This is a genomic window from Rhodovulum adriaticum (assembly GCF_004345735.1).
In the GTDB taxonomy this organism is placed as follows: Bacteria; Pseudomonadota; Alphaproteobacteria; order Rhodobacterales; family Rhodobacteraceae; genus Rhodovulum; species Rhodovulum adriaticum.
Window position 1 is genome coordinate 14608 of sequence record NZ_SLXL01000020.1, and the last position, 15895, is coordinate 30502.

Here is a 15895-nt window from a genome sequence, read left to right on the forward strand (position 1 = left end):
CGGCGTCAGAGCTTGAAGCTGATCAGATCATCGTCACCGGGGTCTTGGGCACCAGTCGACTCGTCTACCTCGGTCATGTCTTCGCCGAGGTCTTCGGAGACTTCGATCTTTTCGATCAGATCGCTCCACTCGACACCGGGGTTTTGCTCGAGCACGGAAAGCAGGTTCACGAAGGCCGTCACCGTATTGCGCGGGGTGCGGAAGTAAGCTTCACCGATCCGGTCCGAGCAATGCGCCATGAATGCCTCGAGTGCGGCGTCCGGCAGAACACTGGCATCGTCCTGCATGATCCGCCGGACATTGGCCAGAAGTACGAAAAGGTCTTCAGGGGTCAGGCTGGCGAGCCGGACAACCGGTCCTGAAAGGTCGACCAATCCGTCTCGCGCGAAGGTATTTTCGGCCAAACGCGACTGAAGGGCTTCGTAGCTATAGAGCCCACGACGGGTGTTCATCAGAAACTCCGGGGTTCCACCCATGAGAAATCCGAGGTTCTCGGCGCTACCCTGCAGCACATCGTTCAGGATCCGGAGGATCTGTTCATAGTTTGCATTGCGGGCCTGCGACGAGGTGAGCTTGTAGAGGTTCACCATCTCGTCGAGGCCGACGAGCAAGCCTTTGTAACCGGCCTCGCACACAAATGCCGACATAAGCTTCAGATGGTCATAGACACTGGCGTCGTCGATGATCGTTCGCACACCAAGCGCTTTGCGCGCGTCGGTGCGTGTCGCGAACTCGCCGCGCAGCCATCTCAGGGCTGCGGATTTCAACTCGTCGTCGCCGGTCTCATGGCCTTCCCAATATCGACGGATGACTTCGGCGAACTCAAACCCTCCGGTAAGTTCTTCAAAGTGGCCAAGGCGTTCACGAATGACGGTCCCAGTGGGCAAATCCCGTTCTTCAGCATCTCGGTGAGCTTGGCTGACAAACCGTTCCACCACGCTGGCCAATGCCCCGCCATCGGGCTTTGTCCGCGTCGAGAGGTTTCGGGCCATCTCCGCATAAAGCCCCCGAGCTTGTCCGCCGGTCGCGTGAATGCGGCGATCCGGCGCCAGATCCGCGAACATCACGACCAGGCCTTTCTCCAAGGCCACGAGGCGAATCAGGTTCATGAAGAACGTCTTGCCCGATCCGTATTCCCCGATGATGAACCGGATCGCCGATCCGCCATCTGATATCCGGTCCATGTCCTTGACGAGCTCTTCAATCTCCCGGACGCGGCCGACCTGAATATGGCGCAAACCGAGCTTGGGCACGACCCCGGCCCGAAGCGCCTGTACGATTGCATCGCGTTCACGTGGTTTCAACTTAGACATCCCTGCCCTCCGCACTCATCTTTTCTTTTACCGCCTCCGCAATCTCCGGAGACACGTCATATCCATCATACTCGTCGAGAAGCGCTTCATCGTAGGTCTCAAAAGCCCATTCATTCACGACTTCCAGTGCCCCGGACGCCATCAAGCCATGCGAGGCGCAGATCGTCTCGAACTCCGTTTCAGACCAATGCTCACGAGTAACTAGTTCGAGGACAAGGGCGCCGTGTTTCGAGTCAAGCCCCGCCAGCTGGCTTTGGCTGGCGGGCCCGGACGCACCACTTTCTTCCTCTTCGACGTCGAAAATCTGCCCAAGGACAGACGACACGCGCTCAGTGTCCGAACGGATTGCTGCGATCCGCGACGCGTCGAGTTTGGGTCCGCTGGCTTTTTCAAGCTCGGGTATCGCTTCGCCCGGGCGACCTGGTTGCGACGCACGAACAGTGCGGGGACCATCCGAAACTTCGCCAGCATGCAGGTCCGAGTAGGCCAGCGCAGGATCAAGGCCCAAAGCCTTGTAGACTTTCTCGATGCTTGCGACTTCGTCGGAGTGAATAATGCCATCGGCATGTGCTGCACCAACCAGCGCTGCCCGCATGGCGGCCTGGTTGTCTTGGCCCACCTCCTTCAGTTTCCGTCGCAGAAGCGCCATGTCCGGTGGCACGGCTAGGAACCATTCAAGGTTTGCACGCAGCCTGCGGCGTTCCTGATCGCTGAGGGTCGCGGCAGAAACCTGATCTTCCAACGCCCTGCGTTCAGGCTCCGCGATGCGACCATCCGCATGGACGACGAACGACCCAAGTGCCAATTCGATCAAGGCGCTTCGATAGCTGTCGGAAACTTCCTCCAGTCTTTCGATGGGTTCACCCAGACTAAAAAGCACAACGGGCTCCTCCGCCTTGGGCGACCGGAGAGCAAACCGAGGGTCGGGTGCCAGACCGAAACCGAGGCGCGCGAGCGCGTCGGCGGCTCCAGTCATTTGCCGTTTCCCGATCTTCTCGTTCGTTTCTCCCTCCAGACGCCCGATCACCTCCTCAAGCGGCACCAATCCCCCCCGATCGACAATATCGCTTGCCCAAGATTTCAAGTGGTCCATTTCCTCTGATGGGAAGGCATCCCACAGTTCAGAAGGCAGCAAGGCATGCGCTTCAACGCTTCCGCGACCATCAGGATTTCGGCCCAAGAAGCGACTGAGCTTGTCGAGATCGTTCATCACCTCGTCAGCCAACTCCTGGGCAATCTCGACCGGTTTGCGCAGGCCGGAAATATCCGGGACCGGCTTGCCATCAACGGTTGGGTTGGCAGATCCCTGAAACTCGCTGGAGGCGGCGCGATAGGATGCCGTGAGTGATTTCCGGGGTTTTGTCACTTTGAGCCCATCAGGAAAACGCCGATCAAACCGCATACGGAAAAGAGCGGCGAACTCGTCACGGCACCGCGTCGCGGGAGTTCTCAGATTTGTTTCCGGATGGCAGATGAACCAACTCAGCAACCAGTCAGCCGTCAGGTTCTCGCCTTTGTCGATCTGGGCTCCGATTGCGTATTTGAGTGAGAACGGAAGTTCCCAGCCCTGCTTCTCGAAAATCGGCTCGATAGCGTCAAGGTCGGTTTCGGCAATCATTGCGATATCGAGGAACTCGCCCAAATACCGCCTGACGGAATGGTTATCAGGGTAGAGTGACTGCAGCCGCCGAACTTCCTGGACGATCTCCTTTGCATCTTCGTTCGACTGATCGACGAAGAAGCGACGCTCCAGCCCGTAGAAGTACAGGAACATGTAGCCGGGGTTATAGGAGGCGTCGCTTCGCCCAGTTGCCAACCACTCCAAGTAGGTTGCTCGACACTGGGGTGAGATATCCGAGTATCCGGGCCAATACGGCATGCCATCGCCAGCCTTGTCCCTGCCCGAGCGCGCGACCGGCAGGGATGGATCGATATAGGCTCGGCATTTGTCGCGATACCCGTAAGAGTTCAGCAAGGGAGGCGTGCCAACATAGACCATCCCGCCGATGTTGCGACCGGCGACGCTAGCTGTTTCGCTAGAGGGGACCCACCCGCTTTTCTTTGTTCGGGACGACCTGCTCGATGCAACTCGCCCAGATTGTTTTCTTTCAGCGGCTGCCGCAAGAGCTGGCGCCGCAGACTTTCCAGCGCGAACGATCTCAGCGTAGTCCTGCTTCGGTGGGGAATAGGCTTGAGTCGCAGCCGATGCTCTGGAAACATTGGCTTCGCGAGTTCGTTCGCGTTCACGCTCGACACGTTTTTCATATGCATTTGGAGGCGCTACCAGCGCTGAATTCGTTTCTGTTGTTTCCGAACTCTTTGCGCCGCCATTTGTAGCGGCAATTTTTCTAGATCGCCGCCTTTCTTGCCACCAAACCAAAAAGATGGGCGCTCCCAATGCAAAAAGAACTTGGCTGCCGTCCGACCATGACTGCAATGCAAGTGCAATAATTAACAAAGCAGCAAAGAAATAAATCGCTAAAAAAAATGTAACGCGAAAAACCTTCCATACAAGACTCATCAATAAAATCTCCTAACTGGCCAGTTCGATCTCAAGAGAACGGCGCCCGCCTCTCAACCTCTAGGCGATTTTTCTCTGCTAGAACAATCGAATCCCCAGTGGGGGTGCACATTTCACCAGTTTTCGAAGAGGTCAGGCGTGTTCGTGTCACGCACTCGGCTCAAACCTTCGCCAACATGCAAACATGGGTGCTTGATCCTATACAATCCCTTCGCGCCCTCAAAATGAGCGCTGCCACCATTGGGCATACGGACCGTGACCACGTCTGCACCGCATATGGGGCACTGATGCCGGAAACTGCGCTGGCGCTTTGCATTCGAAGAAGACAGTAAGACCCAGCTTTCTCGAACGTCGGTAGTGCCACCATTTGGCAAGCGCCGCGAATGAGCTCGCCGTCGAAACCAACGAGGAACCATCAGACCACTCCTCTTTCCTCAATACTACTCCCAGACATCCCTTTTCTGACATAGAAGCCGTTTGGGATCGCCTCCTGGACGAGCGGTACATGCGAAATCAGACCCACCGCACGGTTCTGTCGGACGATAGAGTTGAGGACCTGTAGGACTTGGTCGAGCGTGCCGGACCCGTTTTCGGTGTCGAGGCTTCCAAACCCTTCGTCGATAAAAATCGTGTCGAGCCGGACCTTGCCGCTCGCCGCTTCGACCACGTCGGCAAGACCCAGTGCGAGAGCGAGTGCTGCAATGAACGTCTCGCCGCCTGAGAGTGTGCTTGTAGCGCGTGATTTCCCGGTGTGCGCGTCAAACACCTGTGTTCCAAGGCCTCGCTTACCTCGCCCTCCATTCTCCATCTCGCGCTCAAGACTATACTGATAGTTTGTCATTGGGCCGAAGCGTAAGTTTGCCGCTTCCAGAATCTGGTCGAACATCGCGCCTATCGCGAATGTCTCCAGGGTCAGTCTTTGCGAGTTCTGCCCGTTCACCAGCGCAGCTAGTCCGCGCAGCGGGCCTGATGCCGCTTCGGCTTCGTCAAGCTTGCGCAGCGTCTCTTCAATCCCCTTTCTAAGCCGATCCAAATGATCGACACGGGTCTGGGCGGCGATGCGTTCTTCGGTCACCCTGCCGAGTGCCTCAGCATGGGTCTGGTGCGTTTCCCGCAGCGCTTCGATGTCAGGCCGGGGCATGCCTTCAATCGCAGAGGTAGCATCTGTGACTGCATCAGACGCACTCTTGTGCTCACGCCGGTAGGTCTCGACCGTTTCTCTATCTTCATTGAGAGTTTCGATGGCTGACTTGAGAGACTGAAAGGCCTCTGCTGTGAGGCCAGCTCCAGCCAGTCTCGTCCGGAAGACCTCAACCGCCTTTTGATGGCGCGCCTTACAGTCCACGAGCGCCTTATTTGCGCTTTCAATATCCTTATCCGCGCCGAGTGCCATTTCGCGCGCGGATTTCAGCGCTTTGTCTGCCGCGATCCGCGCCGCCTGAAGTGACTCCAGCGACTCGGTCACCTTCTTCAGTGTGGCCGCGAGCGCCGTGACATCGCGCAGGTCCTCAGGCACCTCGGCAAGCTTGCCGTCGCGAGTCGCCTTGGCCTCAGTAGCCTTGTTCCGCCGCTCATCGAAGCTGTCCCGCAACTCATCGCGTTTCCGCTCCAGTTCCTCGACCTGCCGTCCCAGTTCCTCAATCCCGGCCTCCGCGGCAAGGATGTCGACCCGGGGACCAAGCGCTGCGAGTGCTGCGTCCTCACGACCGATCTGCGCCGCGATGACGTCCGCACGCGCCTCTGGCGGCTCAAGGGTGGACAAGCGTTTCCGTCGCTCGTCAAGCGTCGCTTGCACGCCGACCAGTGCTTCGCCGGCTTGCCGGGCTTCGCGATCGGCGGCCAGCCATGCTTCTCGTGACTCTCGGAATGCCTTGTCCAGGCCGGCACTACCGATCTCGCCAGTCGCCGGCGCAGGATGTTCGGTTGCGCCGCAGACCGGACATGGCGACCCTGCTTCCAATCTCGTCGCGAGGTGAAGCGCCTGTGCTGCCGCTAGATCCCGTTCGGCCGTCTCATAATCATCTCGCGCCTTCTCGGCCTTTCCGGTCGCAGCTTCCGACGTCCGCAGTTGTTCTGCGACAGCGTCCTGAGCCGTTGCGACATCCTGCAAAGCGCCCTCGTAGGACTTGGCTGCCAGATGCCGTTTTTCGAGTTCTGCGCGCCGATCCGCGATCTCGGCGCGCTTCGCCTCCGTTTCGCGCGCAGCTTTTAGCTCTGCGCTTTTCGAGGTGCGCTTCTCCTGCAGTTCGGTCAGTTGTGCCTTTGCTGCCTGAAAAGCGTTGTCGGCGTCTCGCTGCTCTTTCAGCGCGGTTTCGACTGCCTTATTGCTATCGGCCGCTGCCTCGAGGATTCGACCATACCTCTCCAGTTCATCACTTCTCCGGCGCAGGGTTTCGACCTCATCGGCACGATCGTCCTCGCGCCGGAGCGCCTCTGCCGCCTTTTCTGCTTCTCTGGAAGCAAGCTCGCTGGCCTCGTCAGCCTTCTTGCGCGCACCCTCGGCTTCACCAACCTCACGTTCGGCATCCCCTACTCGTTCCTCGACATCGATCAGACCGCGTGCGCGCTCGGCTTGTCGGACCTGCTCAGAAAGCGTCTCGACATCGCCCTTCTGCGCCTCAAGTGCGCGAAGCCGTTCGTTCATCTTTTCGGCCGTCGCGAATTTTTCTTCGATCGCCTCCGCCTGACGCACTGCTTTCTCGGCAGCTTCCGCCGTCGCCTTCCCGGTTTCTTCGTTCGCGCGTAGCTCTGCGCATTTCCCAGTTGCGGCTTCGATGCCCGAAATCAGTGCATCAGTGCTTTCGAATCCTTCTGCGGCGAGCTGTCTGGCGCATAGCGCACGTTCATCCCGCACCTGCCGTTCAGCCTCATCGGCTGCCGACTTGAGATCGGCCATGAGCTTCTCGTACAGCGAGACATCGAAGAGTTCTCGCAGGATTTCGAGGCGCTCTTTCGTCTTGGCCGAAAGGAATTTCTCGAAGCGCCCTTGCGGCAGGAGGACGATCTGGCGAAATTGCTCGGAGCCATATCCAAGCATCTCAACAACAGCCGCGTCGACGTCGCGCACCTTCTTCTCGGCCAAGATCTTGCCCCGTGCCGCATCTGTGATTGCGTCCAGCGCCATTCCGGTCGCATCGAACAGGTAAGCTTCGTGTGCGCTCCGCGTCTCGCCTTCACCGCGTGCCTTGGGCCGCATCTGGTCGGGTCGGCGAAGCACAACATATCGCCGCTCACCAATGTCGAACACGAACTCCGCCTCGGTTATTATATCCGGATCTGCGTGATCCGAGCGCAACGAAGGAGCGTCTTGCTCTGCCTTCGCCGCTTCGCCAAAGAGCGCAAAGGTCATCGCGCTGAAGATGGTCGATTTACCTGATCCTGTTTGTCCGTAGATGCCGAAAAGACCCGCCTCGACGGCATCCCGAAAGTCGATAACCACCCGACCTGGATAGGGACCGAACGCCTGAAGTGTTAGCCGAACCGGTCTCATTGGACATCCTCCGCCTCACACAGGCGACCGAGTGCCGACGCTACGACCTCCAGTTCCTTCTCTGAGAACCCTTCGTCCCGCACGTGTTCAACGAAGTCGCCAATGACTTCGACAGGGTTCGCGACCGCCAGGGCACGTCCCGTTAAAGACTTTACTTCTTGCGCCTGTTCATCCCGCTCGTAGATAAGTTCACAGGCGTTCGGGAACACGTCGCGGATGCGCTTCATTCCATCGATCACAGGCGCATCATCGGTAAGCACGGCTTTGATAAAATCGTCAGATCGATCTGCGAGGAGAAGTTCTGCGTGACGTCCCTTCAAGACGCGCACTTGGCGAATGGGTGTGAAAGGAATGATCTCAATCGTGGTTTGCCCGACTGCATCGATCTCGACGAGGCTCATCGACTTCTGGCAGTCAGATTCATCAAACCCGAAAGCTAATGGCGATCCCGAGTACCGGATATGAGGGGCACCAACCGATTGCGGCCGGTGCAGATGGCCAAGAGCCACATAGTGGGCACCCTCGAACACGGCCGAACTGACGGTCTCGATGCCGCCGACCCTAGTGAGAGGTCGTTCACTTTCGCTGCTCGAAGCCCCGGCTACGAAAGCATGCGAAACGACGACCCAACGCGTACCATCGGGAATGTTACGCCGACCGCAAGCCACCTGAGCGGCGAGAACGTCCTCGGGCGCGTGGAGAGCTTCGTCGGAAAAACATTCACGGGCGGCATACTCGTAGGCGAACGGCAACCCCGTGAACGCCACAGGTCCGTGGGCGTCCGTAAGTAACAGCGGCTTCTCGTCCGCACTGATAGCCCCACGTATCAAAGCGCGTCGTGTGTCTGTCATGATCGCCATGGATGCGATTCGATCACCAGAGTCGTGATTGCCGGCGATCATCACCACGGCCGCGTCGGTCTCTGAGGCAACGCGCGCCAAGAACCCATTGAACTGTCGCACGGCAGACGTCGGCGGGGCAGCCCGGTCAAAAATATCTCCTGCAATTACAAGAACATCAACGTCGCGAGAGGTGATCGCCGAAACGATCTGGTCGAGAATTGCTGCGTGATCGGCATCAAGAGGAATCCCGTTGAACTGACGCCCGAGATGGAGGTCGGCGGTGTGGAGAATCCTCATGGCAATAACTCGTATATTTTTTATTCGTATATTTTCTAGATGGACATACAGGCCAGAGTCAAGGTAGGGATGCGCACATGAAGCTCGACGACCTCAAACATGCGCAGAGAGAGCGCCTGATCTTTCTGGACCGCTGCCTGACTTGGCGGGGTATGGCAAACCGCAAGGATCTGATCGACCACTTCGGTATTTCGACCGCGCAGGCAGCGCTGGACTTCCGTGTCTATCTTGGTCTCGCGCACAGTTCACCGCCGACCTATGATCCGGTGCGAAAGACATACATAGCTGCGAGCGAGCACGAGGCATTGGCACCATCCGGCCTGACCGAAGCATTCGATATCTTGGCGGGCGTCGATGAAGACACGCCTTCGTCCGCGTTGCCGCGACCGGAACGGAAGGCAGATCAAAGGACCATCGCGTTTCTTCATCAAGCAATCAGGTCGGGGAACGCCGTCCACGTCCGATACACATCAATGTCGTCCGGTGCCGACGAAGGGCAGTGGATCGCACCGACCCGCTTCACGTCCGATGGTGAAAGCGTGCACTTGCGTGCCCACAGTTTCAAACGCGGTGAATATCGGAACTACCTCCCGATCCGCATCGATCCTGACAGCTCGTTCGAGGAGAAACCCATAGACAAGCCTCTGCCGGAGGACGTGGACTGGAATACTCGAGCAATCATTTGGCTGCGACCAAAAACAGGACTTTCAGATGAGCAAGCAAAGGTCGTCAGACGTGAATTCGGCTTTGAAGGCGAATGGCTCCGTGTCGAAACCAGAAAAGCGCTGGAATTCTTTTTTGATCGTCGATGGGGGTTGGATACCGTAGGTGCACGGCTTGAGCGCGCGAAAACGGACTACGAACCAATATGATAACTAGATCCCTTCTCGTACGCCGTTCTTGCTCCGCTCCATAGTTGCCTCTAACATATCGAGACCATCGACGGCGGAACGCATCTGCGCCTCACCCACGACGCTCGTGGTCTCGGCATCCGCGACCGGGCCCTCAAAATCCATCTCCATCTGCCGCTGTTCCTCAGCGATGACGGCTTGAACGACGGGCGCGGTCTTCTTTGGCACGACATGCGCTGACGGCTGACCTGCAGCAGCCTGGTCTGCTGCCTCGATATCGGCCTCGGATCCGCCTGACCCTTTCGCTGGCGGCGTCATCGGCATGGCGCGCATACTCAGCGGCAGCGTACCCTGTGATCCGCCTCCCCCCGGCTCCGGAAACGGCAACTCGCCTGTCTGCGCCGCGTAGATCGCCTTGAACAGCCGGTCGTCGAAATACTGGATCCGCTTCGCCCGGACCGGCATTTGCGCATCGATCACCATGACGATCTCGTCGAGCGGCAGGCGGCGGGCCTCATCTTCGGGTAGCAGAGAGCTCTCTTCGGTCCGTGTGGACTGGCTGCGCCCTTCGAAGGGGTTCTTGCCGATAGACTGAGAGCGCGTGATGACGGTTTTGGTGGTCTTGCCGACCGCCTTGCTCAGCTCCTCGACGGTTTTTTCATCCGAGGGCGTAAGGTAGAGCTTCACGCCGGCGTTGCCTTGCAGAGCGCGGCGGGTGTTCTCGCCGTAGATTTCATCGAGGGCGGGGATGGTCTGGGTGACGACGGCCAAATGTCCGCGATAGGTCCGCAAGGTCTCGATACTCTCGACCACAATGGGCATCTTGCCGAGGCGGTTGAACTCGTCCAGCATGATCATCACGGGCCAGGGTTCGTCAGGTCCGGGGTCTTTCTCCTGCATGGCGGAGAGGAGATCGGAAAAGAACAGCCGGATCAGCGGCGCGAGCGGCTTCACCATCAGCGGCTGGACCACAAGATAGACCGAGAAGGGTTTCTTGCGGATCGTGCGGAAATCAAAGTCCGACACCGCCGTCGCCTCATCGATGGCCGGGTTCTGCCATTGATCGAGCCCCGAGGTCATCAGGAGCGAGACGTAGGACGTCAGCGTGTCGTTGTTGGTCGAGGCGAGCCGCGTGAAGATCAGCTTGGCGGCCCTGTTATCGACCTCATGCCCCCGCGCGGAATACTCCTTCTGCTTGTTCCCGCCCGAGGCAGCGATGCGGTAGATTTCGCCCAAGGTCGGGCGCTTGCGCTGGAACGCCAAGAGCCCTGCCGCGACGAAGAGATCGATCCCGCCTTTGAGGAGGCCCTGCACCCGGTCGTTGTCGCTTTGCAGGAAGAGCGTCGCAAGAAGCTGCAATTCCATCTGCTGGCGCGCGGGATCTTTCAGTTGATAGATGCGCAGGAGCGGGTTGTAGCGATGCGTGCGCTTGCCCTCCCAATCGGTGGGGGCAAAGCGATAGACCTTGTCGCCTTGGGCTGCGCGGTGCCGGGCCGTGGCCTCGAAACACTCGCCCTTCACATCGAGCGTCACGGCGGAGCCCTGCCAGGTCAGCAGGTTCGGAATGACGAAGCCCGTGGTCTTGCCGCGGCCCGTGGGCGCCACGATCAGCGCATGCGGGAAAACCTTCGAGCAAATGTAATTGGCGCGAGAGCCAGGCGTCCCCAGCTTGCCGAGGATGAACCCGGTCCCGGGCGCCCCGAAAAACCCATTGGCCTTCATCTCGCGCGCACTCTGCCAATGCGTCTGGCCAAACCGTGTGAGGGCCGATCCCGAGAGGGCGAGGCTCAGCATCAGGCCGGCGGCGGCAAAGCTGCCGATGATCAGGTGAATGAGTTGGGCATCCTCCGGGCGGCGGTCCAGGATCGCCATGTAGTTCTGCGCGATATAGGCAAAGTCGATCTCGGCCCCGAAGCCGAGATCCTGGTAGGTCAGCACCGCCGAGGCGATGGTATAGCCCATGGCCCCACTCACAAGCGTCACCAGAAGGACGCCCGTGGCGATCCGCGCTTTTCCCATGGCGGCGCTCAATGGACCTGTCCCCGCTCGGTCTCGCCATCCACGTCTGTCGCGCGGTGTTTTTCGTATTCGGCATCGGCGAGTTCATCGACCACCTGGCGCAAGGCCTCCGTGTTGGCCGTGGCGGCATCGGATTGCAGATAGACCTTGGCGACATAGAGCCGGTCGAGACGATCCTCGAGAACCTTGTCCAGCGCATCGGCATCGCCGGATGTGAGCCGGTCGAGTTGGCGCACGTCCAGCACCCGCGCGATCTCCTCGCGGAAGGCGTCCCGCTCCGCCTCGGTTTCGAAGGGCGCGGACAACTCCCCTGCCCGCTCATGGTCCAGAACACGCGCGATTTCGTCTGAGAGGCGGCCGGATCGGTCAGACAGCGGTGCAGTTTCATCGCGGGCCGCGAGGATGTCGTCGCGCGTGCCAACCCCAAGTCCGTCGCGCAACTCGCTTTCGCGGCGGACCTGATTGATGGCCTCCGTGTCCCGTATCTCGACGACAGCGGCATAGGTCGCGCCGAGCCCGCGGGCGAGGTGGGACGGCATGTCCGGATAGCGCTCCCTGAATTCATCCGTGACAGCATCTGCAACGGGCGTGCGGATATCGCGTCCCTCCATGATCCGGTCGACCTCGCGGGTGATCTCGCTGGCGCGGGCCGCATCGGTAATGGTCTCCCTGTAAGGCTCAGACCGGTCAATCACATCGCCGGGGCGTGCGAGCAGATCCGGGTGTGCCTCGAGATATGCACGCTGCTCCGTCTCAATCCGGCGCTCTGCCTTTGAGACCACCTCCCAGTCCCGGTCTTCGATCCGCTGCGCTGTCAGGCCCTCTGCGCGCATCTGCTGACGGATTGTCCCTTCCATCGCCCGGACCGCGTCCCGGTGATAATGGAACCGCTCGCTGATCGGTTCCGCTTCCATGACGCCATCCCGGCGCAGCACGTTCTCGCGCTCCAACAGCGTGCCAAGTTCCACATGCACGTCATTCAGGATGTCACGCGCCTGTTCCAGATCGGCGCGGCGCTCGAGGTTCAGATCGCGCGCCTCAGCCACCTTGGAGAGATCATCTGCGATCCATTGATGCTCCAGCGCGGCATTCGCGGCCCCGGTCTCGATCCGCGCCACCACTTCCGATGTGCTGATCCCGGCGCCCCGTAGCGCTGCGTCGATCCGAGAGCGCAGGCGCGGCTCTGTGAGGCGCTCCAACTGGCTCTCTTGGATGTTTGCCTCGGAATAGACCCCGCCCTCCGAGGGCGCCTCTGACAACGTGCTCGAACGCAATCCGAGCGGCTGCATGTGCTGGACCTGCGTCTGGATCTCGATAAGGCGCTTTTCCAGCACCGGACGTTCCGCATCGGACTTCTCTGCGATCATGCCCTGCACCCGCGCGAGCTTCTCCGCATAGAGGCTTCTCAGATCCTCGAAGCTTTGATCCTCGGCCATATACACATCTCCTGTTCGGTCCACCTGCCCGCCGCGCGCCAGCACCTCGCCCGCGCGAAATAGCGCCGCCGCGATATCCTCGCGGGCTTCTCGCGAAGCTTCCGTGGCGAGCGAGTGGTAGACAGTTCTGGTATTGGCGATCTCCGCCAGCGTCCGCGTCAGGTCGGCCCCCACGCGCGCGCGCTCGCGGGGCGCGCGACCCTCGTCTTTCGCCGCATAGACCTCGCTGGTCCGGGCGGGGTAATGCACGACACCACGATCCACCCGGCGCGTGGCCTCCAGGCGCACGCCATACTTTTCTGCCTCCTCGACCATGGCGAGGCGGAAGTCGTCATAGTTGAACCGATGGTTCCGCCCCAGAAAAAAGAACTCGCCTTCCTGCGAGCGGCGGTTCAGAATCAGATGCGCATGCGGGTGATCGCGGTCCTCATGCACCGCAATGATGTAATCGAAATGCCCCTCATCGGTCTGGAAAAACCTCTTCGCCACGCTTTCGGAAATATCGCGGACATCCTCACCGCGCGTGCCAACTGGGTAGGACATGAGCATGTGGGTGGTCTGGCCGAGCTTGGGCTTGAAGCCCGCGTCCCACCGCTTGGCAAAGCGTTCGGTGAGGTCTTTGATGTCCTTCGCTTCGAGCTTCGCCTTGCCATCCAGAAATCCGCTTGAGTCCACGATATGGGTGGACTTGGTGGTCAGATACTCGAGCTGGTTCATCAGCTGCGATTTGGTGTGCGTTCCCCCGCCCCGGATCGCCTTGAAGACCGCTGGCCGGTGCCCCGCCGCCGCACGCACAAGCTGGCTCTGCTTGGCTACGTGCAGCCCCTGCATCGAGCCCCGGATCCGGCTCCAGCCATCCCGGAAGACCTCGCCCGTGACGGCATCGACAGCATCATTCAGCCGCATGCGCAAACTCCCTCAAGGCGGCCGTGGCCTCGAGCTGCATCGCGTCTCGACGGCGGCGCAGAAGCAGGTCAATCTCGTCAGCGGAATCCAGAATGAACCGCGCCAGCCCGCGCAGCTGCGCGAGGCGCAATTCGGAGAACTCGGCACTCGTGCCCCCCACGGCCCCCTGCCCCATCCGGTTGGCCTGCGTCATCTGTTTGGCGATCTGCGCGACCCCATTGCCGACCTCGTGCAAAGAGGCCCTGTATCGCGCCATCTCGGCCGCCATCTGCGCATCCGGAACGAACACCCCGCCTGCCGCCTGAATGAGCCGCCGCAGTCCCTCAGCCCGGCTCTCGATCCCGGCCTTCGCCAGCACCGCGTCGAGCGCCTCAAGCTCCGAAGCCGTGACCTTCACACTGACCGCGGAGACCGGGATGGCTGCATCCGTCTGGCGCTCGGCATCGGCCTTGAGCGTGTACTGGATCGCCCGCGGCGACACGCCAAACCGCTCGGCCAACACGGATGTCGACACACCTTCCGCAGCCTCGCGAACGATCTCCATGCGGTTCGCATCTGTGAGACGTTTTGAACGAGACATGCGAAGAAAGACCCCCTATTTCCTGCCAACTTCCACCAAGGCTGCCCCCACCTTACGATAATATACCAAACAGTCAATTGTATACTTACGTCGCATTCAGGCTCAGGCAGCCTTGGTGTCCGCTTCACGCCGCGGCCCGCAGGGACGCGGCTCTGCCGCCCTCACCACCAGCACAGCCTCCAGCTTCAAAGGCCCCTTCTCCAGCACCGCCCGAGGCTCTGGCCGAACACGCATGTGTTCGGACGGAACCGCGGGCGGGCGCAAACCCCACCGACAGGGCGGACAGGCAGGGTCAAGGAGGGCCAGATTTGGGCCCCCAAATCTCTGCCGCAAAAACCGGGAGGCCCTGGCCGATAGGTTTTTGTGGATGGCCCCCTTGAGGCTGGCTGGCCGGTCTGTCGCGGCCTGATCATTCTGGGAGGCGTGCGTCCGTTGAACGCGCAGCGACCGGCACTTAGGGGAGATCACTGTCGGCGATCACCCGCGCCAGTGACGGCATCCCTGGAACAGGGACAGGGCCGCCTGATGGCGGCCCATCCTCGTCAGAGGATTTAGTCCTGCGGATCCTTCGCGCTCGGCGGGAACATCACCAGCTCCGAGACCGCGACCGGGAAGTCGAGCTTGAGGCTAAAGAACTCCGAGCCGTCCCCGTTGCGGGTGTTGCGGAACATCGCGCCCACGCGCTGAAAACGGGTGCGCTCCTGGCCATCGGTGTCGGTGAACTTGACGGGGACGGTGGCGACGTAGTGGTTAGTCATTTGGGTCTCTCCTTGTTGCGATGGGGATCACCCGGCACGGGGGCAAGAGGCCCGGTCGCAAGCGCAAATGCGGAGGGTCCGTGGCTACGCCGTGGAAGCCGTATTTGTGCTTGCCGGAGCGAAGCGGAGGGCACGATTGGGCCGACCCCGTGCGATCCGCATCAATGAGCAAAAAGGAGTGACCCGAATTTGTGCCACCACTTTGAAGCCGCCATCGAACCCGTCGATCGTGACCGAAGATGGCCTGGTTCGTTCTGATCCAATGCATCTGGATAACGATCCGTCACGCTCGCGATGCGGCGGGTCAGCGTTCTGCCGCGCGCGAAGGTCCGTCGTCTGGGTCGGTTGGGCGCGTATGCTATCGGCACCAGGGTTGAGGGCGTGGGGGACAGCTGGTGCGTCCACATCGGTACGGCACGGCCAGACCTTCAGCAATGAGCGTGCTGCCGACGTCCCGACCGTCAACGAACAACGAGCCGCAGAACCGCCCAAAATTGCACTGATCCGTACCCTCTGTCCCGGGCCGGCAGGAACAGGCCACGCGCTCAAATTCAATTGATGTCGCGCCCCGCACTAATTGACCTAGACGCGCAGTCGCGCGCTCCCCAACCTCACGCTCTGCAGTGCAGGCGGGTTTCCATGTCTCAGGCGCGTTAAATCCGACGAGACGCACGTTCGCTGTTAGGCCTCGAACATCGACCGTATCACCGTCAATGATCCGCACATCGCTGGCGCGAAGCGACCGGTCCTGTGAGGCGGGTCGCTCTGTTGACGGCGCGACCAGTGACTGAACCGCCCCGGGTTTACCGGAGAGTAAAACACTCAAAGGATGAGCCCTATGACGAAGCAGAGATTCACCCCCGCCTATCCGTCCGAACTGCG

10 protein-coding genes are annotated in these 15895 nt (G+C 60.3%); 1 reads left to right on the forward strand and 9 read right to left on the reverse strand.

The window, feature by feature from the left end; genetic code table 11:
• Positions 1 to 5 precede the first annotated feature (5 nt).
• The 4 genes from EV656_RS15870 to EV656_RS15885 form a co-directional block, all read right to left on the reverse strand.
• Positions 6 to 1313 (reverse strand): ATP-binding protein, encoded by a 1308-nt coding sequence (locus tag EV656_RS15870; protein ID WP_064260171.1) that lies wholly within the window; start codon positions 1311 to 1313, stop codon positions 6 to 8.
• Positions 1306 to 3834: a tellurite resistance TerB family protein gene (locus tag EV656_RS15875; protein WP_081979700.1), complete on the reverse strand. Its 2529-nt coding sequence runs from the start codon at positions 3832 to 3834 to the stop codon at positions 1306 to 1308. The genes EV656_RS15870 and EV656_RS15875 overlap by 8 nt, the downstream gene beginning before the upstream one ends.
• Positions 3835 to 4249: 415 nt before the next feature.
• On the reverse strand, positions 4250 to 7324 hold the full coding sequence (locus tag EV656_RS15880; protein ID WP_043754081.1) for an AAA family ATPase: 3075 nt from the start codon (positions 7322 to 7324) through the stop codon (positions 4250 to 4252).
• Positions 7321 to 8463: an exonuclease SbcCD subunit D gene (locus tag EV656_RS15885; protein ID WP_043754083.1), complete on the reverse strand. Its 1143-nt coding sequence runs from the start codon at positions 8461 to 8463 to the stop codon at positions 7321 to 7323. Before EV656_RS15885 ends, EV656_RS15880 begins: the two co-directional genes overlap by 4 nt.
• Before the next feature lie 77 nt (positions 8464 to 8540).
• Between EV656_RS15885 and EV656_RS15890 the strand changes: the two genes are divergently transcribed.
• Positions 8541 to 9335 (forward strand): BrxR family transcriptional regulator, encoded by a 795-nt coding sequence (locus EV656_RS15890; RefSeq protein ID WP_043754087.1) that lies wholly within the window; start codon positions 8541 to 8543, stop codon positions 9333 to 9335.
• Positions 9336 to 9338: 3 nt separating this feature from the next.
• On the opposite strand, the gene EV656_RS15895 is transcribed toward EV656_RS15890, so the two are convergent.
• The 5 genes from EV656_RS15895 to EV656_RS16970 form a co-directional block, all read right to left on the reverse strand.
• Positions 9339 to 11333, reverse strand: coding sequence for a type IV secretory system conjugative DNA transfer family protein (locus EV656_RS15895; protein ID WP_043754090.1), 1995 nt, complete (start codon positions 11331 to 11333; stop codon positions 9339 to 9341).
• 8 nt (positions 11334 to 11341) lie between these two features.
• Entirely contained in the window at positions 11342 to 13675 is a 2334-nt protein-coding gene (locus tag EV656_RS15900) for a relaxase/mobilization nuclease domain-containing protein (RefSeq protein ID WP_132605695.1), read from the reverse strand.
• A complete protein-coding gene (locus EV656_RS15905; protein ID WP_043754095.1) occupies positions 13662 to 14255 on the reverse strand; it encodes a helix-turn-helix domain-containing protein in 594 nt (197 codons plus the stop codon). Before EV656_RS15905 ends, EV656_RS15900 begins: the two co-directional genes overlap by 14 nt.
• A 551-nt stretch (positions 14256 to 14806) precedes the next feature.
• Positions 14807 to 15013 carry a hypothetical protein gene (locus EV656_RS15910; RefSeq protein ID WP_007120662.1) on the reverse strand — a complete coding sequence of 69 codons (207 nt, stop codon included), beginning with the start codon at positions 15011 to 15013 and terminating at the stop codon, positions 14807 to 14809.
• A 358-nt stretch (positions 15014 to 15371) separates the two neighbouring features.
• Positions 15372 to 15737, reverse strand: coding sequence for a thermonuclease family protein (locus EV656_RS16970; RefSeq protein WP_200276736.1), 366 nt, complete (start codon positions 15735 to 15737; stop codon positions 15372 to 15374).
• Between the last annotated feature and the right edge of the window lie 158 nt (positions 15738 to 15895).